Origin of the sequence: Monoglobus pectinilyticus, from assembly GCF_002874775.1 — a bacterium.
Taxonomy (GTDB): domain Bacteria; phylum Bacillota; class Clostridia; order Monoglobales; family Monoglobaceae; genus Monoglobus; species Monoglobus pectinilyticus.
In genome coordinates, this window is the sequence record NZ_CP020991.1 from 1,682,226 (window position 1) to 1,703,258 (window position 21,033).

Below are 21,033 nucleotides of genomic sequence, written 5' to 3' on the forward strand. Positions count from 1 at the left end.
TAGTCTAAATTTCAGTATTTTAATGTTATTCTTGACGTTAACTTTTTCTGCTTTTTGTTATACTGTGTCTTGAAGCGGTACTTAATATATAAATTTAAATATCTATTTAATTAATTTGTATCTGCAATTTGATAAATTTATTTTCATATTCTTTAATATAATTTTATTCTCAAGGCATAAAAAAACATATTTTTGAGAATTTATTTTATTCTTCCCGGGGAAGACAGTTTTTTATAAGTCTGTTTTTACTTGAATTGTGCAAAAGATTGGCAGTTGATTTTATATTTAGCATTCTGCCGGAAACTGTTGTTATTAAAAATATACGGCAAAACTTAATTTAAACTTGTATATTTGATTATGACTATATAAAAGATTGACATACATAAGACTAAATTATAAAATATATTATAAGTTCTTATTTATGATTATGTATTAGCATAAACAAGTGTTTTATTTATAAGACGAATAAATTATATAAGATAAACAAATTAGATAGGATGAAAAACTTATGAATAATGAAATTAAAATACGTGCGGCAAAAGCGGAGGACGCTAAAGCGCTTCTAAATATATATGAGCCTTATGTCAGGAACACAGCTGTAACATTTGAATATGAAGTGCCTTCTTTACAAACTTTTGCTGAAAGGATTTGTAATGTGCTGGACAAGTATCCATATCTCCTGGCTGAAAAAAACGGCGAGGTTTTGGGTTACGCTTATGCGGATTCCTTTCACGAGCGGGCGGCTTATAAATGGGCGGCGGAAACTTCTGTATACATAAAGATGAATAAGAGGAGGTCGGGGATTGGGAAGATTCTATATAATGAGCTGGAAAACATTTTGAAAATGCAGGGAATTTTGAATCTTAATGCCTGTATTGCCTGTCTAAGTAAAAAAGATGAGCATATATCCGACGATAGTTTGATTTTTCATAAAAAGCGCGGTTATAAGTATGTTGGGAAGTTTCATAAATGCGGATATAAATTTAACAAGTGGTATGATATGGTATGGATGGAAAAACACATAGGCTCTCATACAAGTAATCAACCGGAGATAAAAAAATTCAGTGAGATAAAAATTGATATAGGCTGATATAAAACGCGGCGCTGAAAACTGCGCTTATCTAATCTATAAAATTAATAATTCCGCAAGATATAATTTTATGTTTTTTATTTTAAAAATATTTATAAATCAGTATTGACATTGAAAAAATTGTATGGTAAAATATATGTCTGTATATAGTGAGGAAGTTTGCTTATTTTGAGGTTATAACTGAGACTGAGAAAGAGTTGTTGTATGTTAGAATCAACGTTTTTTCGAGGGATTTCGCAGTCTTGGATTGTTAGATTTTACTATGATTTTTAAGCCCCGGTTGTTAAGCGATTTTTTTATTGTATTCGGATGCCCGAAATATATATTTTGTGGTTTTATAAAATTTTATACGAGAGGTGATCGGTTTTATGGTACATCCTGTGAAACTAGGCGAAAACACACGTATGAGTTACGGTAAAATCAATGAGGTTTTGGAAATGCCGAACTTGATTGAGATACAAACCAATTCATACAAATGGTTTTTGAGTGAAGGACTGAAGGAGGTCTTTCATGACGTTTCTCCCATAACGGATTATACCGGAAATCTTATTTTGGAGTTTATTGACTATAGATTAGAGTCAAAGCCGAAATATGATATTGAGGAATGTAAAGAAAGAGATGCAACATACGCAGCACCTCTCAGGGTAAAAGTTCGTCTGATAAACAAAGAGTCGGGCGAGGTTAAAGAACAGGAGATATTCATGGGCGATTTTCCGCTTATGACTCCGTCGGGTACGTTTATTATAAACGGAGCTGAGCGTGTTATCGTGTCTCAGCTTGTTCGCGCGCCCAGCGTATATTATGCTCAGGATTATGATAAGCTGGGCAAAAAGCTGTTTACGTCTCAGGTTATACCAAACCGCGGCGCGTGGCTTGAGTATGAGACTGACAGCAATGATATTTATTATGTAAGAATCGACAGAACCAGAAAAATTCCTGTGACCGTGTTAATACGTGCTTTGGGATTTGGTACTGACGCTGAAATTATAGATTTGTTCGGTGAGGATGAACGCCTTATCGCAACAATGGAGAAAGATACAACCAAGACCCACGAAGAGGGTCTGCTTGAAGTGTACAGAAGACTGCGTCCGGGCGAGCCGCCTACTGTTGACAGTGCTCAGTCTTTGATTTCCAGCACCTTCTTTGATCCGAAAAGATACGATATGGCTAAAGTCGGCAGATATAAGTACAACAAAAAGCTGATGTTAAGCGATAGGGTTACGGGTCATGTATCGGCTGAGAATATTATCAGCCCTGTTACCGGTGAAATTCTGTGTGAGGCCGGTCAGACAATTACAAAAGAAATTGCTCACAGTCTTGAGATAAATGCTGTTAACGAGGTCGTTTTAGACTGTGACGGCAAACAGACGAAGGTTATTTCAAACAATATGGTTGATATGCCTGAGTATATTTTGAATAAAATAGGCGAAGAGCTCAGCTACAGTCCGCGCGAGTGCGGAATTACCGAGCGTGTCAGACGCAGCGTGCTTGATGAAATTTTAGACCAGTTCGGAGATCCGAATTCTGACGAGTTTAAAACAGCTGTTGAGGACAGACGCGACGAGCTTCAGCCTAAGCATGTGCTTATTGATGATATTATAGCGTCTATGTCATATATCGGTAATCTTGCAAACGGAGTAGGCGAAGTTGACGATATCGACCATTTGGGCAACAGAAGAATAAGAAGCGTTGGAGAACTGCTTCAAAACCAGTTTAGAATAGGTCTTTCAAGAATGGAACGTGTGGTTCGTGAAAGAATGACCACATCTGACCTTGATTCTATTACTCCGCAGTCTTTGATTAATATAAGACCGGTAACTTCCGCAATAAAAGAGTTCTTTGGTTCTTCTCAGCTTTCACAGTTTATGGATCAGATTAACCCTCTCGGCGAGCTGACTCATAAAAGAAGACTGTCAGCGCTGGGACCCGGCGGTCTGTCAAGAGAACGTGCCGGATACGAAGTGCGTGACGTTCACCATTCTCATTACGGCCGTATGTGTCCTATTGAGACCCCTGAAGGTCCTAATATCGGACTTATCAACTCGCTAAGCGGATTTGCCAGAGTTAACGAGTATGGTTTTATCGAAACTCCATACAGAAGAGTTGACCATGAGAAAATGATTGTCACTGATGAAGTGACTTATATGACAGCCGATTATGAAGAAGGTTTTTATGTTGCTCAGGCAAACGAGCCTTTGAATGATGACGGTTCATTTGTGAACAAGAAGATTGTCACTAGATATAAAGATGAATTTATAGAAGTTCCGCCTGAAAGGGTGGACTATATGGACGTATCCCCGAGACAGGTTACATCTATAGCTACAGCCATGATTCCGTTCCTTGAGAACGACGACGCTAACCGTGCCCTGATGGGTTCAAACATGCAGCGTCAGGCGGTTCCGCTTTTGGTTCCTGAGTCTCCTATCATTGGTACGGGTATGGAATATAAAGCCGCTAAGGATTCAGGCGTTTGTGTTCTTGCCAAAAGAGACGGAACAGTTTCACGTGTGTCTGCCACAAGAATAGAGGTTAAGACAGACGACGGCGATACTGACACATATAAGCTTATAAAATTCAAGCGTTCCAACCAGGGAATGTGTATAAACCAAAAACCTATAGTTGAAAAGGGTCAAAAGGTAAAGGAAGGTCAGATAATAGCTGACGGTCCGTCTACTAGAAACGGTGAGATAGGTCTTGGTAGAAATATTCGAATGGCGTTTATGACCTGGGAAGGTTACAATTACGAGGACGCTATTCTAATCAGCGAGGAACTGGTTAAAGAGGACGTATTCACTTCTATTCATATCGAGGAATATGAGGTAGACGCCAGAGATACAAAATTAGGACCTGAAGAGATAACAAGAGATATACCGAATATTGGCGAAGAAGCGCTTAAAGACCTTGACGAGAGGGGTATAATCCGCGTCGGCGCCGAGGTTGAGAGCGGAGATATTTTGGTTGGAAAGGTTACTCCTAAGGGAGAAACCGAACTCACTGCCGAAGAGAGACTTCTGCGTGCTATATTCGGAGAAAAAGCCCGTGAGGTAAGAGATACTTCATTGAGAGTGCCCCATGGAGAATATGGAATTATAGTTGATGTAAAGGTGTTTACAAGGGCTAACGGAGATGAATTGCCGCCGGGAGTTAATCAGGTAGTCCGCTGCTATATCGCACAGAAGAGAAAGATTTCTGTCGGTGATAAGATGGCAGGACGTCATGGTAATAAGGGTGTTGTATCGCGTATACTGCCGGTTGAAGATATGCCGTTCCTTCCTGACGGAACACCGCTTCAGATAGTTCTGAACCCTCTGGGCGTACCTTCGCGTATGAACATTGGACAGGTTCTTGAGGTTCATTTGGGTTATGCCGCTAAGGCTCTGGGCTGGAAGGTTGCCACCCCGGTATTTGACGGTGCAACAGAGGAAGATATAATGGAAGCCTTAAAAGAGGCTGGATACAACGAAGACGGAAAGAGCGTCCTATATGACGGAAGAACCGGAGAACCGTTTGATAACAGGGTAACGGTAGGTTACATGCACATGCTGAAACTCGCCCATCTTGTTGATGATAAAATCCATGCCCGTTCAACCGGACCTTACTCGCTTGTCACTCAGCAGCCGCTGGGAGGTAAAGCGCAGTTCGGCGGACAGCGTTTCGGAGAAATGGAGGTTTGGGCTCTTGAAGCTTACGGCGCGGCTTATACGCTTCAGGAGATACTGACGGTTAAGTCGGATGATGTTGTTGGACGTGTTAAGACTTACGAAGCAATCGTTAAGGGTGAAAATGTTCCTGAGCCGGGAGTTCCTGAGTCGTTTAAGGTATTAATAAAAGAATTGCAGAGCTTGGCTCTTGATATTAAAGTCCTTGACGGAGACGGAAACGAGGTTATACTTCGTGAAACTCTCGATGATGACGAGGTTGAGGAATTGCCTGTTAACATTGCCGGATTTGAGGACGATGAACTCGTTCAGGCTAAGGCGGCTGAACCGGAAGATGAACTTTTGGCAGAAGAAGAGGCTGATGAAGAAGAGACTGAAAGCGATATAATTGACGAGGTAACTCAGATTTTGGCGGCTCCTTTGATTCAGGAAGGCGACGCTGACGTTTCAGCTTTTGAGGACGACGAGGATGTTAAGTCATTTGAAGAATTGAGAGATGCAGAAGATTTTGATGATGAAGACGACGATAATTACTAATTAAGAACAGTCAGCATAAACTGTTCAGCCGTTATCGGTTTATGTTTTTCAATTGATATTGTTTGCTTAACTCACGGCAGACAAAGGGTTATACAGTGAGTAGAAAGGCATGGTCGTTTATGGGAGAATATCAAAATTTTGAAGCAATCAAAATCGGACTTGCTTCACCTGAAAAAATCAGGGAATGGTCCAGAGGTGAAGTAAAGAAGCCGGAAACTATAAACTACAGAACACTGAAACCTGAAAAAGACGGTTTGTTCTGTGAAAGAATATTCGGACCGCAGAAGGACTGGGAGTGTCATTGCGGTAAGTACAAGAGAGTTCGTTATAAGGGCGTTGTTTGTGACCGATGCGGAGTTGAGGTTACAAGAAGCAAGGTAAGGCGTGAGCGTATGGGACATATTGAGCTGGCTGTCCCGGTTTCACATATTTGGTATTTTAAAGGAATACCGTCTCGTATGGGATTAATGCTTGATATTTCTCCGCGCGCGCTTGAGAAAGTGCTGTATTTTGCCGCTTATATAGTTATTGATCCGGGCAATACCGGACTTATGAAAAATCAAATACTGACTGAGAAGGAATATACAGAAAACCGTGAGAAATACGGTGATATGTTCCGTGCCGGTATGGGAGCTGAATCAATACTTGAAATGCTCCGTGAAATTGATCTTGAGGAACTATATCAGGAACTCAAGAATGATTTGGAAGGCGCAAAGGGTCAGAAAAAAATCAGAACTGTAAGACGTCTTGAGGTCGTTGAAGCTTTCAGACAGTCAGGAAATAAGCCTGAGTGGATGATTTTATCGGTTATTCCTGTTATACCGCCTGAAATTAGACCAATGGTTCAGCTGGACGGCGGAAGATTTGCAACCAGTGACTTGAATGACCTTTACCGACGCGTTATAAACAGAAATAACAGACTGAAACGTCTGCTTGATTTGGGCGCTCCTGATATTATTGTCAGAAACGAGAAGAGAATGCTTCAGGAGGCGGTTGACGCATTAATTGATAACGGAAGACGCGGCAGACCTGTTACCGGACCCGGAAACAGACCGCTCAAGTCTTTGTCAGATATGCTTAAAGGTAAGCAGGGACGTTTCCGTCAGAACCTTTTGGGAAAACGTGTTGACTATTCAGGCCGTTCAGTTATCGTTGTAGGACCGGAGCTAAAGATTTATCAGTGCGGACTTCCTAAAAAGATGGCTTTGGAATTGTTTAAGCCATTTGTTATGAAGAAGCTGGTAGAAGACGGGCTTGCTCATAATATAAAATCTGCAAAGAGAATGGTAGAGCGCGTCCGTGAAGAAGTTTGGGATGTACTTGAGGATGTAATTGCAGACCATCCGGTTCTTCTGAACCGTGCGCCAACACTTCATAGGCTGGGTATTGAAGCCTTTGAGCCTGTGTTGGTTGAAGGTAAGGCTCTGAAGCTTCACCCTCTTGTTTGTACTGCGTTTAACGCTGACTTTGACGGTGACCAAATGGCTGTTCACCTTCCGCTTTCAGCAGAAGCCCAGGCTGAGGCAAGATACTTGATGCTGTCAGCAAACAACCTGATAAAGCCTCAGGACGGTAAGCCGGTTACGGTTCCGACTCAGGATATGGTTTTGGGTTCGTATTACCTTACTCTTAAAGATGATACCGAGCTTGGATCTCCGAGAGAAGAGGACGGTCATACTGTATATAGGGTATACAGTTCTCCTACAGAGGCAAAGCTGGCTTATATAAATAAGACAGTAGGTCTGCACGCTCCTATAAAGGTACGCGTTACAAAAGAGATAGACGGCAGGACAGAGAGCGCTATAATAGACGCTACTGTCGGAAGACTGATATTCAATGAAAAAATCCCTCAGGATTTGGGATTTGTAGACAGAACCGACCCTGATAAGAGATTTAATCTCGAAATCGGAGATGAAGTTCTCAAAAAACCTGACGCTAAAAATATCATCGGCGACAACGTTGAACCCGGTGTTGATAAAAAGCTGTTAGGTAAGATTATTAACGCCAGCATAAAGGTGCATGGCATAACTGAAACAGCTACTTTGCTTGACGATGTTAAAGCAATGGGATATAAGTATTCTACGATTGGCGCTATAACTGTAGGCGTTTCGGATATGGAAATTCCTAAAGAAAAGAAACAGTATCTGCTCGAAGCGGAAGAGGAAATCGATAAGGTTGTTAAGAACTTTAGGCGCGGACTTCTTACCGATGACGAGAGATATCAGAAGGTAATCAATATTTGGAACTCTACATCAGATAAGGTTACAAAGGCGCTTATGGATAACCTTAAACAGCTTAATCCGATTTATATGATGGCTAATTCAGGAGCCCGCGGAAGCGTTAACCAGATTCGTCAGCTTGCAGCTATGCGTGGTCTTATGGCTGATACGTCGGGAAGAACAATAGAGATTCCTATTAGAGCTAATTTCCGTGAGGGACTTACAGTGCTTGAATACTTTATCTCTACTCACGGAGCGAGAAAAGGTTTGACAGATACAGCGCTCAGAACAGCCGATTCAGGTTATCTGACCAGACGTTTGGTTGACGTGTCTCAGGATGTTATTGTTCGTGAGCATGACTGCGGTACGGATGACGGAATTATTGTTTCAGATATAATGGACGGTAATGAAGTTATAGAGCCAATGGCAGACAGACTTGAGGGAAGAACTATAATCGGCGACCTCGTTTCTCCTGAAACGGGCGAACTTATTGCTGCTGACGGCGATATGATAACTCATGATAAGGCGGCTGAAATAGTTAAGTCAGGAATAAAAGAAGTTAAGATACGTTCTGTGGTTAAATGCCGCAGTAAGGTTGGTATTTGTTCTAAGTGTTACGGTATGAACCTTGCTACTGCGAAGCCGGTTGATATAGGCGAAGCAGTTGGTATAATTGCCGCCCAGTCTATCGGTGAGCCGGGTACACAGCTGACAATGAGAACGTTCCACGCCGGCGGTGTTGCTCAGGGCGATGATATTACACAGGGTCTTCCGCGTGTCGAGGAGCTTTTTGAGGCTAGAAAGCCTAAGGGTGTCGCTATCGTTACAGAGGGAGCAGGAACTGTTCATCTTAGCGAAGCTAAACAAAAGCGTGAGATTATTGTGACTAATCAGGAGACTGGTGAAGCCTTTACGTATCTGATACCGTTTGGTTCCAGAATAAAGGTTCGCGAAGGTCAGGAAGTCGAGGCCGGCGATCCAATCACAGAAGGTTCGCTTAACCCGCATGACATTATGGCTATAAAAGGCGAGACCGCTGTACAGAATTACTTTATACAAGAGGTTCAGCGTGTTTATCGTCTGCAGGGTGTTGATATCAACGATAAGCATATCGAAGTTATCGTTCGTCAGATGATGCATAAAGTTAAGATTGAAAATCCCGGAGACACAGGATTGCTTACAGGTTCGTTAATCAATATATACGACCTTGAGAAAATTAATGATAAGGTTATTGCTGAAGGAAAAGAACCGGCTGAGTATTCAGTTCAGTTAATGGGTATTACAAAAGCCGCTCTTGCTACAGAATCATTCTTATCGGCGGCTTCCTTCCAGGAAACTACCAGAGTTCTTACAGACGCGGCTATTAAAGGAAAGACAGACCCGCTTGTGGGACTTAAGGAAAATGTTATTATCGGTAAGCTTGTTCCTGCCGGAACCGGAATGCCTATATATAATAATATTGATGTTTATGCAAGCTATGGCGCGGTTGCTTCTGACAATAATTCATTGTTGGATTTGGACGCTGAAGACTAATATTAGTTTGATATAAAAATAAGCATATGCTGAGCATATGCTTATTTTTTATAATATTGAAATGTGATAAAAATATTTTGCGGAGTATATTGCGTATATTATATTGAATTCTGTAATAAATTTTTGGCTATATAATCGTAATGGATACTATAAAAATTTTATTGATTTTCTAATTAGTTAATTCACTTATATTGATAGTTAATTACTAAGCTATTTATATTTTTTAATTATAAAATTATATTTAACCATAAGATACTATGTTAAACATATTTATGAGTTTTGAAAGCTATAATTTACTTATTTGGCTATAATAATTTTATTTGAAGCTTGTTCAAATCTTTACTTCAAATTATTATTGTAATATTGAAATTACAATTTAATGTCTTATCAAACTATGCTTTATTCTGATAATTCGTTTTCGAAAACATCGCTTTCATTGCTATTATTCGGATTATTATCTGCGGACTTTGTAGTTTCTGCTGCTTCTTCGTTATCTGTATAATCTGTCATTTCTACTCTTGATAAATTAGACGCTTCGTTATTGGAATTTGCTTGATTTGATTCAGAATCTTCTGATAATTTAATCTCTTGATTTGAGAGAGGTTCTTCTTCAGTTGGGGTTGTTTTTGATGCACTATCAACGCTGTCAACCGTTTTTGTCAATTCTTCTTTTTCAATACCGTTTTCACTTCTGACAGAATAAGACATACTGTCGTCCTCCCATACAGCGGATTGATATATATCATCATTAGATTTTAAAACTACGGATTTTTCTCCTACTTCAACCTGTTCTTCTTTATCATAAATATTATAATCTCCCTCGCTTCCGGCTTTTCCCGGTCCTGTTCTATATGTCATACAGTCATTTTTACTATTATATTTTATTTGTACTACGCTGCCGAATATTAAAGAAAAGTCGTATGGACGGTAGCCGTCGGGTATATATTTCGGTACAGAAAAATCAAAAGCAGCAATTTTTCTCAGTTCGTCAATACTGTTTGCAGACTGCATAGGACTTCCGCTTGAAACCTCTCCTGAGCTGCTGTTATCTATTTGATTATCATCAGTATTGTCGTTTTGGACTGGCGGTATAATATTTGAATTGTTTTCATCTTCCGGATTTATAGGAGTGTTGTCAAATTGATTTTGTCCGTTTATATAACTAGAGTTGTTTTCAGTATAACGTGGATTATCAGAAAAATCTTTTGGTTTTACAGCGCTGGCGTGCCAGGATTTAATGCCTGAATTATTGGGGCTGTTAGAGATTTCATTGTTGTATTCCTGCTCACTATTTATTTGGTTAGAATCGCCGGAGTTTTCTTCCCTTGAATTGTTGTATGGAATAATACTATGATTAACAGTCGGCGGTTCTGTGTACTGTGAAGAATAATCAAACGCCGTGTTTTGAATATTGGGATTTGATTTAAAAACTATTATAGATGTAACCGTTAAAACCAAACATGCGGCAATCCCGGCCGCGCGGCGTATATAGTATATTTTGGGGGTGTATTTCTTTTGATTTTTTGCCTGTAAGATTATTTTGTTTTTTAGTTCGTCGGACATAACTATTTTGTCCATTGCGTCATTATATTTTTTACTCAAAATCATACATCTCCTTTAGTATTGGTTTCAGCTTTTCTCTGGCTCTGTGTAAAAGAGAACGGACCGTCGATTCTTTTTGTCCTGTTATCTCGGCTATTTGTGTTGTCTTATATCCCTCATAATAGAAAAGATGTATAACGGTACTGTATTTAGCGGGCAGGCTTATAACAGATTTGTATACTAAATTCTCTGAACTGTATTCATCATAATATGGGTGCTCCTGAACTTCATCTATAGAGCAGATGTTTCTGCGCCAAAATAGTTTTAATTTATTCTTGCAGATGTTGGACGTCACTCTCATTATCCAAAGTTTTTCATGTTTTTCATTTTCAAATTTCCCGTTATATTCGAATAATTTTATAAATACATCCTGAGAAACATCTTCGGCGTCCTGCTTGCTTTTCATATATGAAAACGCAAGTCTGTAAACTGTATCGCCATACTTGTTAACGAGATTTTCAATATTACAATCTAACGCGTGCAAGCAAACGCCCCCCTTTCAATAAAATGATAACACAGTGAAAGCCGCATAACTGCGGCTTTTATAGTTATGATAACATATTTATATAATACTTTCAATCATTGATTTAAGCTCATCAAAAGTTATACCGTTATCCGCATATATTGAAAAACTGAACTCACCGTTGTTCCATTTTGCATTGTGCACTTTTTGACCGTTTCCGCTGTAAGATATTTCATATCCGTTTATTTCTGCAGTTTTTGTAAATTCATATGTATTATAGTCGCCGGATATATCTTCCAGGCTTTTGGCGGTTCTGTAACTGAGTTCGCTTTCGCCGTTTACGTATGTCAAATCAAGTGCGGTATTTGAAATGGTTGTTATTTTAGATAACTCATAGCCTGCCGGCAGCGCTGTTGGAATGGAAGCGTCAATTCCCAGACTGGCTTTTGCTTCGTCTACAGTGTTATATTCTATAATAGGATTTGGAATCTGAACCAATGAATTATCTTCTTTATCTGAATTGTCATTTCTAGTTATAGTGATAGTATTATTATCAATATTTACACTTATATCATCAAGCAGTTCAAATAGCTTTAGTGGTACGTAAGTTGTATCATTCAATAATTCGGGAGCTGCCCCAAGCGATGATGGAGCCGACATACCTATAGCTGTGGAACTAGCGGTGTAATAACTGTCAAGCCCAATATAGACAGTTGTATTTTTTTCACCGTTATCTAAAAATACAGCGTTTTCTTCCTCAATCCATTCAATTTTAAATCCAAGCTTTTCTCCGATTAAACGAACGGGCACCATTAGCTGACCATTATTTTCATAGATATTTGCGGGGATTTGTTCGTTGTTTATTAAAACGTTTGCGGGGCAGGCTTGTGTTGAAACCAGCAGCGGTACTCCGCTGTCAATAGGGTCAGCGTCTGCCAGTACGGCTGTTGTCAATGACAAAGATAATGCTCCTGCAAGTACTGCAGCTGTGATTTTTTTGTTCTTCATTTTAAAAAACCTCCAAATTTATTATTTTATAACTTCATATAGAATACAACTCGGAATGTAAAAATGTTGCATTTTTTATAAAAATTTTTATTTTAATATTTAACGACGATAATTGCTGAAATGTTTATATTTTTATCCAGTATTGTTATAATTATAATTCAGTTTTAAGACGCCTCTTTTATTATTAAAGTAAATAGAGAAAGTAAAAATATCCACTTATTTAATAGATTTTTTTAAAGAAAAATTATTATATATTTTGTTTCTAAATCAGAGAACGGCTGAAGCTGCCAATTAACGGACTGTACAAAGACAAACGGCTGATTACATTTCAATATATCAAACGTAGATTTATAAAAGGTATAAAATTGGATGTGTAAATGTAAATAAAATTATATGATATTTTTTATATCAAGTCAAAATAAAATTTTTATAGTAAAACAATTTTAACTTTAATACAGTTTGAGACTATATTTATTATAACATGATATTGATATAACATAAAAATTTATTTATATAAATATATAAAATCGTAAAATGTTTTAATTCGGCAGTTATAAGGAAAGTTTAAGACAGGATTATATTTACGCATGTATTAAGGCTTATTACATTTCTGTTTAGTTCAATGTGAAAGCCGGGAAGTCTATTCAGTCCATATCAGTTTATTAGTGATAATATGCGCTTTTGTCTTTGGTATTTAGTCTTTTTAGGCGACAGATTATTTTTTCTGTATAGTAATTCTATCTGTCCGTTCGTTTATGTCAGCATAAATAAAGCCTTTTACGCAGTTCTAGGTATCTTAAAATGTGCAATCGACACAGCGTTTGACTGTAACTCAGAATTTCTTTTAATCTATTTTGAGAATTATTTCTCTCTGAACATTCCATAAATAATACCAGACGGACAATCTGTTAACACCGCGGTTTGAAAAAGCGTTTGCAAACCAATTGCAATGAGAAGTATACGCCCATTTTCCAGCTGTATAATTTTTATTAAAATCGCTTTTTTAAAAATTTTTTAACCTGTTCTTAGTTATAACCAGAATTTCAAGTTTTTTAGCTGTATGTTTTACTATTATTTCGCCGACTCATCAAAATTGGCGGCGGTTATTCTATTTTAATGTTATTAAACCGGATTTCTGTGATATGTCTGCCGCTGTTTTCAATATTCTCAGGTATTGAGGTGTGACGTTTATCAAATCGTATAAGTCTGCGCGCAAAAACATATTGACAAATTTCAATATGATGTATATAATATAAATGAATATAGAAAGAAGGAGGCTCGGATCATGACAGAAGATGAAAAAAACGCAAGGATATTCAAAGCTTTTTGCGACTCAAATAGATTGAAAATTTTAGGCTTGCTGCAAAGCGGAGAAAAGTGTGCGTGCAAATTATTGGAAGAACTTAATATCGGGCAGCCAACTTTATCACATCACATGAAAGTTCTATGCGACGCAGAAATAGTTGCAGGGCGCAAGGAAGGAAAATGGACGTATTATTCCTTTAATCCGGAAGGCGTTAATCATGCAAAAGAATTGCTTAATCAAATTACAACGGTAACAGGCAGCACTCAATGCAGCCGTAATTACTGATAAGCCGCCTAAAGTACGGGCGGCTTACAAAATAAACAATATATCGATATATTGCGATGTGTAAATGGATTGGAGGGTTTTTCTTGCAGATTATTATATCTATATTGAATTTTTTTCAAGATCAAGTGTTAGGCATGAAATGGCTGAATGCGGTGATCGGCAGCGGTTTGTCCGCCGTTGGTCTTGATCTTGAAAGCAAGGTTGGCGCAAGTATTCAGTTTTTCATTTACGATACAATTAAGATTACTGTTTTGCTTTGCGTACTTATTTATCTGATTTCCTATATCCAAAGCTATTTTCCGCCGGAAAGAAGCAAACGGATATTAGGGCGTTTTCATGGAGTAGGTGCAAATATTGCCGCCGCCTTGCTTGGAACGGTTACTCCGTTTTGTTCATGTTCTTCTATACCGCTTTTCATCGGCTTTACAAGCGCCGGTCTTCCTTTGGGCGTAACATTTTCTTTTCTAATATCGTCCCCTATGGTTGATCTCGGCTCTCTCGTTTTGTTAATGAGCATATTCGGATCAAAAATTGCTGCCGTTTATGTTCTTGTCGGTTTAGTTATAGCTGTCGCAGGAGGTACAATCATTGAAAAACTGCACATGGAAAAACATGTTGAACAGTATATCAAAACAGCTGGAAGCGTAGATATTGAAGCCCCGGATTTAACAAAAAGGGAACGATTGAAGTTTGCGCTGGAGCAGGTTTCTGCTACTTTCAAAAAAGTTTTTCCTTATATTCTTGTTGGCGTCGGTATTGGTGCATTTATTCACAACTGGATACCGCAGACTTGGATTGAAACAGCTCTGGGCAGCAGCAATCCTTTCTCGGTGATTTTGGCAACGCTTGTCGGTGTACCTATGTATGCGGATATTTTTGGCACAATTCCTGTCGCTGAAGCTCTGTTTGCCAAAGGTGCTCAGCTTGGCGCAATCTTATCTTTTATGATGGCGGTTACTACTTTGTCCTTGCCGTCTCTCATAATGCTGCGGAAGGCAGTAAAGCCCAAACTGCTTGCTCTTTTTATTGGTATCTGCGCAGGCGGAATTATCATTGTTGGTTATTTGTTTAATATATTTCACTATTTTTTGGTTTAAATGAAAGGAGATTATCATTATGGCACTTTTTGGAAAGAAAAGAAAAAAAGAAGAAACCGCCTCCTGCTGCGGTAATTGCAATGCTGAAAGTATGGCACAGGCTGAACAAGCAAAAACAGAGGGGGCAAGCGTTAAAATTTTAGGAAGCGGCTGCACGAAATGCAATCAGCTTGAAACTGCTGTAAAGGCAGCGTTAGAGCAGCTTAACATGGATGCGTCTATTGACCATATTACCGATTTTTCACAGATTGCAGCTTATGGAGTAATGACTACCCCGGCTCTTGTCGTGGACGGAAAGGTTGTGTCTTATGGAAAGGTGCTCAAGGTCGATGAAGCAGTTAAAATTTTGAATAGAGTTAGGAGTTAATTCTGCGGAGTGGGCTCTTCGCTGAATAATACGGTTGATAATACATGAAGTAAAAAATGAATTGCTGTAAAATAGGCGGAAACACGGAGGTTTTGAGAGAATTTCAAGCCTTCGTGTTCTTTTTAATTTTTTATGAGCGTAATCGTTTTGTCTTCAATATACGCCGTTTACTATGGAGAATTACGCAGTAAAAGCCGTAAATGTAACCGCGAATTGCTCATCTGTTTCTGTTATGTGAAGGTATAAATCATGTTATACTTTTACTGTTTTAAAAGTGCTTACAATCTCTCATAGATTTTGAAGCCTATGCGGTTTTGCCCAAAAAATCCCGCGGAAAACGATGATTGAAGTATAATAGAAGCCGCATAACATTTGTATTATGCAGCTTTTACGTGTTTTTGTGATTATATAGAGTGCTGAAATGGATTTTTTGAGAACAACGCGAAAAAATACTGTTTTTATGTTTTTATAGGTCATAAAAATTTTATAATTGCATAGAAGTCTAGCATATATTGACAAATCTTTTAAAATACCATATACTAGATTTATCAATTTATATGGAGGAATGAATGATGAGTTTAGTTATAAAATCGGTTAATGATAAAGAGTTTGCTCAGTATGGAAGAGTGGTAGAAGGTATAGAGTTCAGCCGGCTTCTTGATAAACTTAAAAACACAACTCCGGCGCCTGCTGATGAGGTCATTTATGTGCCGGGAGATAGTAATTTGGAATCTATGCCGGAAGCGGAGTTGCTCAGCAACAATATATACGGCGGTATGCCGATTCAAATTGGGTATTGTAATGGAACAAACACAAAGCTGAACTGCCTGGAATATCATAGGGACAGCGAAATAGATATTGCCGCTGATGATGTGGTTCTTCTTTTGGGAAGACAGCAGGACGCTATGGGCGATAGCTATGACACTGGATTGGTTGAGGCTTTTTTGTGTCCTGCAGGCACGGCGGTTGAACTTTATACAACCACACTGCATTATGCTCCGTGCAGCGGAAAACTAGGAGATTCGTTTAGAGTTATTATAGTTTTGCCGAAAGGAACTAACAGCGAAAAGCCTGATATAGAAATTAAAAATGATGAGGACAAGAGACTGTTTGCTAGAAACAAATGGCTTATTGCGCATCCTGAATCCTCTGAGGCTGATAATGGAGCTGTTGTGTGTCTCAAAGGCGAAAATATAGATATTGCGGAATTAATCTAAATATAATTTGAAAGGGGAAGAGGGAGTAATGAGATGTTTTAATTGCGGCGCGGAGATAGAGCCAAACTCTGTTGCGTGTCCGAGGTGCGGCGCAGGCGTGCGCAGGCCAAATGCTGATTTGACGGCGGAACAGCCGCCTTTGCGTCAGCCGGGATATAATATGAGACCAAACCAGCCTCCGAGAGGAATGACGCCGCTTTACAGTGAACCAATAGGTCAGCCCGTATCGGTACTAAGATGGGTAGGACGTATGTTTCTGCCATGGATACCTATTGTTGGCGGTTTGGTTTATTTTATAATGATAATTGTATGGGCATGCGGTGATAAGTTTGATGAAACGTCAAAGAACTGGGCTATTGCTTCTATTATTATGATAGCTTTCAATTTGCTGGTTACAATAGTTATATTTTGTATTTTTTATGCGGTATTTATGGCGTTGTTTAACGATGCGTCTGTTCAAAGGGATTTACAGATGTTCTTTGATTCGGTGCCATATAATATATAAATTAAGTTTTGAGAAAAGTAACAATTAATCTATTTAAATTGTGACGTTGGAGTTTATAGATACAAAAGTATGTGCGGTTTTATCGGCAATGCTTGTAATGTGTATTCTTATTTCTTGCGGAAATAATTCTATAGTTGGTATATGGGAGCCAAATGGCAGCGGTTATGAAATGGAATTTTATGATGACGGCACTATGTCGTCAAAACATGAAACAGGCAAATATGAAACAATAGATAATCATTTGAGAATATTAGACATGGGTTTTATGGGTCATGTTCTATCATATGATTATGAGATAAATGGCGATACTTTGATACTGATTAATGACAGCGGAATCAGACGTGAGTATACCAAAAAGAAATAAGATAAAAGTTCAATTAAGAATATTCAAATTTTTTAAAATAGGACTTGCAATTTTGTTTAGAATATGTTAAAATCTAATGCGGTGCTGAAAATGACAGCGGCTAAATTCGGAGAGGTGGTCGAGCTGGCTTAAGGCGCAGCATTGGAAATGCTGTGTACGTTTATAGCGTACCGAGGGTTCAAATCCCTTCCTCTCCTCCAAATAAGCCAAAACCGCCGCAAAACGGCGGTTTTGTTTTGCCTTAAATGATTTTTTACACAATTTTATTCAAAATATTTACCGCTTGCTCTTATTTTTTGGGGGGATATATGGGGATATGTATTCCCTGTCGTATTGACGTCTGTATAACGTAAGCGTCGGGCAATCCCATGTATATTTATGCCTTAGTTTGCTATCAGCGAGGCGTGGCTATGACTAAAATCGTGTATGCTTATGGTTTTCAGTCTTGATGATTAGGCAAACTGTTCGTTAATTTTTACTAATCTAGAATCTTTGAGCGGACATGTGTTTCCTCAAATTCTGAAATCGTCGTTAAAGGCTTTGTGCTTATACCGGCGTTTTTTATGTTCATCTGAAATTTTAATTAATAATATTTGGAGATGCAGTGCGCGTATTAAGCCTATATTCATAAGCGATGCTTCTTTGGCTTAGCCCCTTAATTTTTTGTGATATTCTGAGCGTTACGTTCAGATATTTTCTATCAATATCAATCAATTTCAAAACGTGTATTTTGTCCTTTCTCAGTACGGTGTAAAATGCGGAAGGATACATAATAATCCCAGCCATTTAAATCCGGACAAGTTTCGGCGTGTTTAAGCGCAGATTTGGCGTATAGTTTAATTCTTCATATATGTAAAAATCCATTTCTTTGTTTCTATAGTATTTTTAAAGTTTCTATGTCAACTGGGTAATTAGATAATCAAGTTTGACCCGGATACCGGAGAAGTATCTGATATATACGCAGGGACGCCGTTTGAGGGTATGATGATTATAGCGGCCGGGAGAATTTCTACTCATATGTGGGAATCTGAGAGTGGGAAGAAAAATTATTCCACTGATGTAACAGTAAGCGAGATAAGTTTTGGAGAGAGCAAAAAAATGGGTCAGGGCGATAATGATGTGCCGGATGATATGCCGTTTTAATTTTGCCGGCTGTTATATAAAGCAAAAAGTTAGTTAAGCAGTTAATTTATGGCACGCACTGTCATTTACATTAAAGTATAATTAACATATTCATAGTATCACAACTAAGTCTGATTATTGATAAATTGTTTTAAGTATGTTCACGCTGCGCGTGATATGACAGCTCACCTAACGAGGCGCACAAGTGCGCAATATATCACAACTAAGTAAATTTATTATATGACAACTAAGTTAATTATTGGCATTTATAGTTTGTATAACACAATATAGTTTATATAACATACACTTTTAAATAAAAGTGTAGCCGCAATTGACATTGCAATCTATAACAAAACAAGTTGTTTTGTATCACACCCGCCCTACAGACGGGGTCACACCTACCGTAGTTCACAAAAAACACTGTGTTTTGGGTAAATATTTAAAAAATAATAAAAAATGTTGTTTAGCAAGCATCGGTAGGTGTGACCATACTTTTCTTAAAAAGTGTGTGTTATACATATGATTTTATTTTGCCATAATCTACAATGTCATTATTATGAATACTCAATGCAGATGAAATCTGCCGCGTAAGGCGCGCAGCCGTGGTAAAGTTTATTAATAGTCTGTATTAAGTTTCAGTAATTAGTATTGTTTTGAAAATAGGGGTGGCATTATCGTTTGCTGAAAAGGCAGGTTGTAATGTTGTTCCGTAACAGGGGTGGCGCTGCCGTTCGTATAAATCGGGTTGCAGCGTTGTTCCAAAGGAGAATTCTTATGGGAAAAGAAGCATTTGATTTCTTTCCTTTAGACGTGCATCTTAGTGATAAGATGGAGCTTATAGAAGCAGAATTCGGGTTAATAGGGTTTGCGGTAATCGTTAAGCTGTGGATGAGAATATACGGCAGCAGAGGTTATTACTGTGAATTTGATGAAGAGGTTGCATTGATGTTTTCCCACAAAACAGGGGTTGGTGTCAATGCCGTTTCTGAAATATTGAACGCAGCATTTAAAAGAGGTATTTTTGACAGGACGCTGTATGAGAAGTACAAAATTCTAACATCAAAAGGGATACAGGAAAGATGTATGAAAATGTGCTCAAGAAGGAAGCGTTTTGAAGTCGAGAAAAAATACCTTTTAATTAGTGTACCCATTAGCCTTGAAAATGTATACATAAAGGGCGAAAATGTTGACATTTCTGAAGAAAATGTATACATTTTTACACAAAGTAAAGTAAAGGAAAGAAAAGTAAAGGAAAGTAAAGTAAATAAAATACCGGCCGTGCCTGAAGAGAGCAAAAAACAAAAACACAAGTATGGAAAATATAAGAATGTGTTATTAACAGACGAAGAGATTAAACAGCTGAGAGAAAAACTTCCTAATGACTGGGAGAAGTGGATAGAGACATTTTCGGAAGGCCTGGAGCTTAAGGGATATAAGTATAATAATCATTATCTAGCCATACTCCAGTGGGAGGAGAGGAACAGGCGGAAAGAAACCGGAATCAGAAAAAGCAAGTTTAATAATTATATTGACACTAACAAAACTGATTATGAAGGTTTAGAAAAGAAATTACTTGATAACATGTTAGGGGAACAGCGATGATAAAATTCACGATAAGCGGAAGGCTGCCGAGCCTTAATGATTATATCAACGTATGCAGACATAACAAATATAAGGCGGCGGCATTTAAGAAGCGGATTGATACTCAGATAATTTCTGAGATACGGAAACAGCGGATAGGCAAAGCGAAAACGCCGGCATACATAGAATTTTTATGGGTTGAGAAAGACAGAAGGAGAGACCTTGACAATATATACTCGGGTAAAAAGTATATATTAGACGCGCTGCAGACCGCCGGAGTTATACCAAACGACAGTCAGAAGTACGTTATGGGTTTGGTGGATATGATTGCTTTTGACAAAGCAAACCCCAGGGTGGAGGTTACGATTTGCAGTGTGGATGTTTAACTGTATTTAGAGAATAAAAAACGCAGATATTTAATCTGCGTCTTCGCCGCCGGGACCGTCTCGGCGTTCTCTGTTATCAGGGTAATGGTCCATGTTAGTGCTAACCCACTGGTTATCGGTGGCGGTCTTTTCTCCGTTTTCAGACTGATGTGTGGGGTCGGGTTTTCTCTTATTCATTTTTATCACCTCAAATATAGTATTGCCAATATTTGCTGAATTATTACGGGATTTATGCGGAACTAAAATATAATATATAAAAGGAAGAAACAAAAATGTGTAAGTTAAAGAGTGGGATTATTTTAAAAGATAAGGTGTTTGTGCCGTACTATGATAGACATACAAAAATGTTAGAAGAATTAAAAATATCCGATACATTGAAAATGCTAATAAATTATACGTTCGCGCGGAGCTTATAACACCTAACGGAGACGTCTTTAGTCCGATTGATGACTGAAGTTTTTATGATGACCAGGATATTATTCCGCATTAGATTGTAGAAAATTATGAAAAAACGTGTGTGATTAAAGCGATTAAGATTTGGGTTGGAGAGCACATATATATCAGGAAATCAAATTTTTTTGTAGACAAAGAGAATTATTACTTTAGATTTTGTATGGGAGTGTTATACGGCAACAGCAGAGTTAGAGCCTGCGGCGACTGTACGGTTTCTATACCTTAATGGTCTGCCAATA

17 protein-coding genes and 1 tRNA gene are annotated in these 21,033 nt (G+C 38.4%); 14 read left to right on the top strand and 4 right to left on the bottom strand.

Going from position 1 to position 21,033, the window contains the following annotated elements:
• The first annotated feature begins 508 nt into the window (after window positions 1–508).
• From B9O19_RS07290 to rpoC, 3 genes are all read left to right on the top strand, one after another.
• Complete coding sequence (locus B9O19_RS07290; RefSeq protein ID WP_102365799.1) at window positions 509–1,090, top strand: GNAT family N-acetyltransferase; 582 nt, start codon at window positions 509–511, stop codon at window positions 1,088–1,090.
• 368 nt (window positions 1,091–1,458) lie between these two features.
• Complete coding sequence (gene rpoB, locus B9O19_RS07295) at window positions 1,459–5,286, top strand: DNA-directed RNA polymerase subunit beta (protein WP_102365800.1); 3,828 nt, start codon at window positions 1,459–1,461, stop codon at window positions 5,284–5,286.
• A 119-nt stretch (window positions 5,287–5,405) separates the two neighbouring features.
• A complete protein-coding gene (gene rpoC, locus B9O19_RS07300; protein WP_102365801.1) occupies window positions 5,406–9,038 on the top strand; it encodes a DNA-directed RNA polymerase subunit beta' in 3,633 nt (1,210 codons plus the stop codon).
• A gap of 399 nt (window positions 9,039–9,437) precedes the next feature.
• Here rpoC and B9O19_RS07305 read toward each other — a convergent pair whose 3' ends face one another.
• The 3 genes from B9O19_RS07305 to B9O19_RS07315 all read right to left on the bottom strand — a co-directional run bounded on the left by B9O19_RS07305 (window position 9,438) and on the right by B9O19_RS07315 (window position 12,111).
• Window positions 9,438–10,640, bottom strand: a complete 1,203-nt coding sequence (locus B9O19_RS07305) for a DUF4367 domain-containing protein (RefSeq protein ID WP_158648940.1) — start codon at window positions 10,638–10,640, stop codon at window positions 9,438–9,440.
• Window positions 10,633–11,124, bottom strand: coding sequence for an RNA polymerase sigma factor (locus B9O19_RS07310; RefSeq protein ID WP_102365803.1), 492 nt, complete (start codon window positions 11,122–11,124; stop codon window positions 10,633–10,635). Before B9O19_RS07310 ends, B9O19_RS07305 begins: the two co-directional genes overlap by 8 nt.
• Before the next feature lie 78 nt (window positions 11,125–11,202).
• A complete protein-coding gene (locus B9O19_RS07315; RefSeq protein WP_102365804.1) occupies window positions 11,203–12,111 on the bottom strand; it encodes a stalk domain-containing protein in 909 nt (302 codons plus the stop codon).
• A gap of 1,285 nt (window positions 12,112–13,396) precedes the next feature.
• Here B9O19_RS07315 and B9O19_RS07320 point away from each other — a divergent pair.
• The 10 genes from B9O19_RS07320 (at window position 13,397) to B9O19_RS07360 (ending at window position 20,341) form a co-directional block, all read left to right on the top strand.
• Window positions 13,397–13,702: an ArsR/SmtB family transcription factor gene (locus B9O19_RS07320; RefSeq protein WP_102365805.1), complete on the top strand. Its 306-nt coding sequence runs from the start codon at window positions 13,397–13,399 to the stop codon at window positions 13,700–13,702.
• Window positions 13,703–13,758: 56 nt separating this feature from the next.
• A complete protein-coding gene (locus B9O19_RS07325) occupies window positions 13,759–14,799 on the top strand; it encodes a permease (protein ID WP_172620956.1) in 1,041 nt (346 codons plus the stop codon).
• Between the two features lie 19 nt (window positions 14,800–14,818).
• The gene (locus tag B9O19_RS07330) at window positions 14,819–15,166 is read left to right on the top strand and encodes a thioredoxin family protein (RefSeq protein WP_102365806.1); all 348 of its coding nucleotides are present in this window, start codon (window positions 14,819–14,821) and stop codon (window positions 15,164–15,166) included.
• 572 nt (window positions 15,167–15,738) lie between these two features.
• On the top strand, window positions 15,739–16,383 hold the full coding sequence (locus B9O19_RS07335; RefSeq protein WP_102365807.1) for a DUF4867 family protein: 645 nt from the start codon (window positions 15,739–15,741) through the stop codon (window positions 16,381–16,383).
• 28 nt (window positions 16,384–16,411) lie between these two features.
• Window positions 16,412–16,888, top strand: coding sequence for a zinc ribbon domain-containing protein (locus B9O19_RS07340; RefSeq protein WP_102365808.1), 477 nt, complete (start codon window positions 16,412–16,414; stop codon window positions 16,886–16,888).
• Between the two features lie 46 nt (window positions 16,889–16,934).
• Window positions 16,935–17,252 (top strand): hypothetical protein, encoded by a 318-nt coding sequence (locus tag B9O19_RS07345; protein WP_102365809.1) that lies wholly within the window; start codon window positions 16,935–16,937, stop codon window positions 17,250–17,252.
• 108 nt (window positions 17,253–17,360) lie between these two features.
• Window positions 17,361–17,452: transfer RNA gene (locus B9O19_RS07350), tRNA-Ser, on the top strand.
• Window positions 17,453–18,233: 781 nt separating this feature from the next.
• The gene (locus B9O19_RS11665; RefSeq protein ID WP_154058638.1) at window positions 18,234–18,395 is read left to right on the top strand and encodes a single-stranded DNA-binding protein; all 162 of its coding nucleotides are present in this window, start codon (window positions 18,234–18,236) and stop codon (window positions 18,393–18,395) included.
• 753 nt (window positions 18,396–19,148) lie between these two features.
• Window positions 19,149–19,976, top strand: coding sequence for a DUF4373 domain-containing protein (locus B9O19_RS07355; protein WP_158648941.1), 828 nt, complete (start codon window positions 19,149–19,151; stop codon window positions 19,974–19,976).
• Window positions 19,973–20,341: a RusA family crossover junction endodeoxyribonuclease gene (locus B9O19_RS07360; RefSeq protein WP_102365811.1), complete on the top strand. Its 369-nt coding sequence runs from the start codon at window positions 19,973–19,975 to the stop codon at window positions 20,339–20,341. The genes B9O19_RS07355 and B9O19_RS07360 overlap by 4 nt, the downstream gene beginning before the upstream one ends.
• Window positions 20,342–20,371: 30 nt before the next feature.
• Here the strand turns inward: B9O19_RS07360 and B9O19_RS11845 are convergent, their stop codons facing one another.
• Window positions 20,372–20,518, bottom strand: coding sequence for a hypothetical protein (locus B9O19_RS11845; RefSeq protein WP_169925269.1), 147 nt, complete (start codon window positions 20,516–20,518; stop codon window positions 20,372–20,374).
• Between the two features lie 340 nt (window positions 20,519–20,858).
• On the opposite strand from B9O19_RS11845, the gene B9O19_RS11670 reads away from it, so the two are divergent.
• Window positions 20,859–21,020 (top strand): hypothetical protein, encoded by a 162-nt coding sequence (locus B9O19_RS11670; RefSeq protein WP_158648942.1) that lies wholly within the window; start codon window positions 20,859–20,861, stop codon window positions 21,018–21,020.
• Window positions 21,021–21,033 lie beyond the last annotated feature (13 nt).

Excerpts from the sequence above, each read along its gene's own strand:
- B9O19_RS07290 (WP_102365799.1), top strand. The coding sequence starts at position 509 with ATGAATAATGAAATTAAAATACGTGCGGCAAAAGCGGAGGACGCTAAA.
- rpoB (WP_102365800.1), top strand. The coding sequence starts at position 1,459 with ATGGTACATCCTGTGAAACTAGGCGAAAACACACGTATGAGTTACGGT.
- rpoC (WP_102365801.1), top strand. The coding sequence starts at position 5,406 with ATGGGAGAATATCAAAATTTTGAAGCAATCAAAATCGGACTTGCTTCA.
- B9O19_RS07315 (WP_102365804.1), bottom strand. The coding sequence starts at position 12,111 with ATGAAGAACAAAAAAATCACAGCTGCAGTACTTGCAGGAGCATTATCT.
- B9O19_RS07320 (WP_102365805.1), top strand. The coding sequence starts at position 13,397 with ATGACAGAAGATGAAAAAAACGCAAGGATATTCAAAGCTTTTTGCGAC.
- B9O19_RS07325 (WP_172620956.1), top strand. The coding sequence starts at position 13,759 with ATGTGTAAATGGATTGGAGGGTTTTTCTTGCAGATTATTATATCTATA.
- B9O19_RS07330 (WP_102365806.1), top strand. The coding sequence starts at position 14,819 with ATGGCACTTTTTGGAAAGAAAAGAAAAAAAGAAGAAACCGCCTCCTGC.
- B9O19_RS07335 (WP_102365807.1), top strand. The coding sequence starts at position 15,739 with ATGAGTTTAGTTATAAAATCGGTTAATGATAAAGAGTTTGCTCAGTAT.
- B9O19_RS07340 (WP_102365808.1), top strand. The coding sequence starts at position 16,412 with ATGAGATGTTTTAATTGCGGCGCGGAGATAGAGCCAAACTCTGTTGCG.
- B9O19_RS11665 (WP_154058638.1), top strand. The coding sequence starts at position 18,234 with ATGATGATTATAGCGGCCGGGAGAATTTCTACTCATATGTGGGAATCT.
- B9O19_RS07355 (WP_158648941.1), top strand. The coding sequence starts at position 19,149 with ATGGGAAAAGAAGCATTTGATTTCTTTCCTTTAGACGTGCATCTTAGT.
- B9O19_RS07360 (WP_102365811.1), top strand. The coding sequence starts at position 19,973 with ATGATAAAATTCACGATAAGCGGAAGGCTGCCGAGCCTTAATGATTAT.
- B9O19_RS11845 (WP_169925269.1), bottom strand. The coding sequence starts at position 20,518 with ATGAATAAGAGAAAACCCGACCCCACACATCAGTCTGAAAACGGAGAA.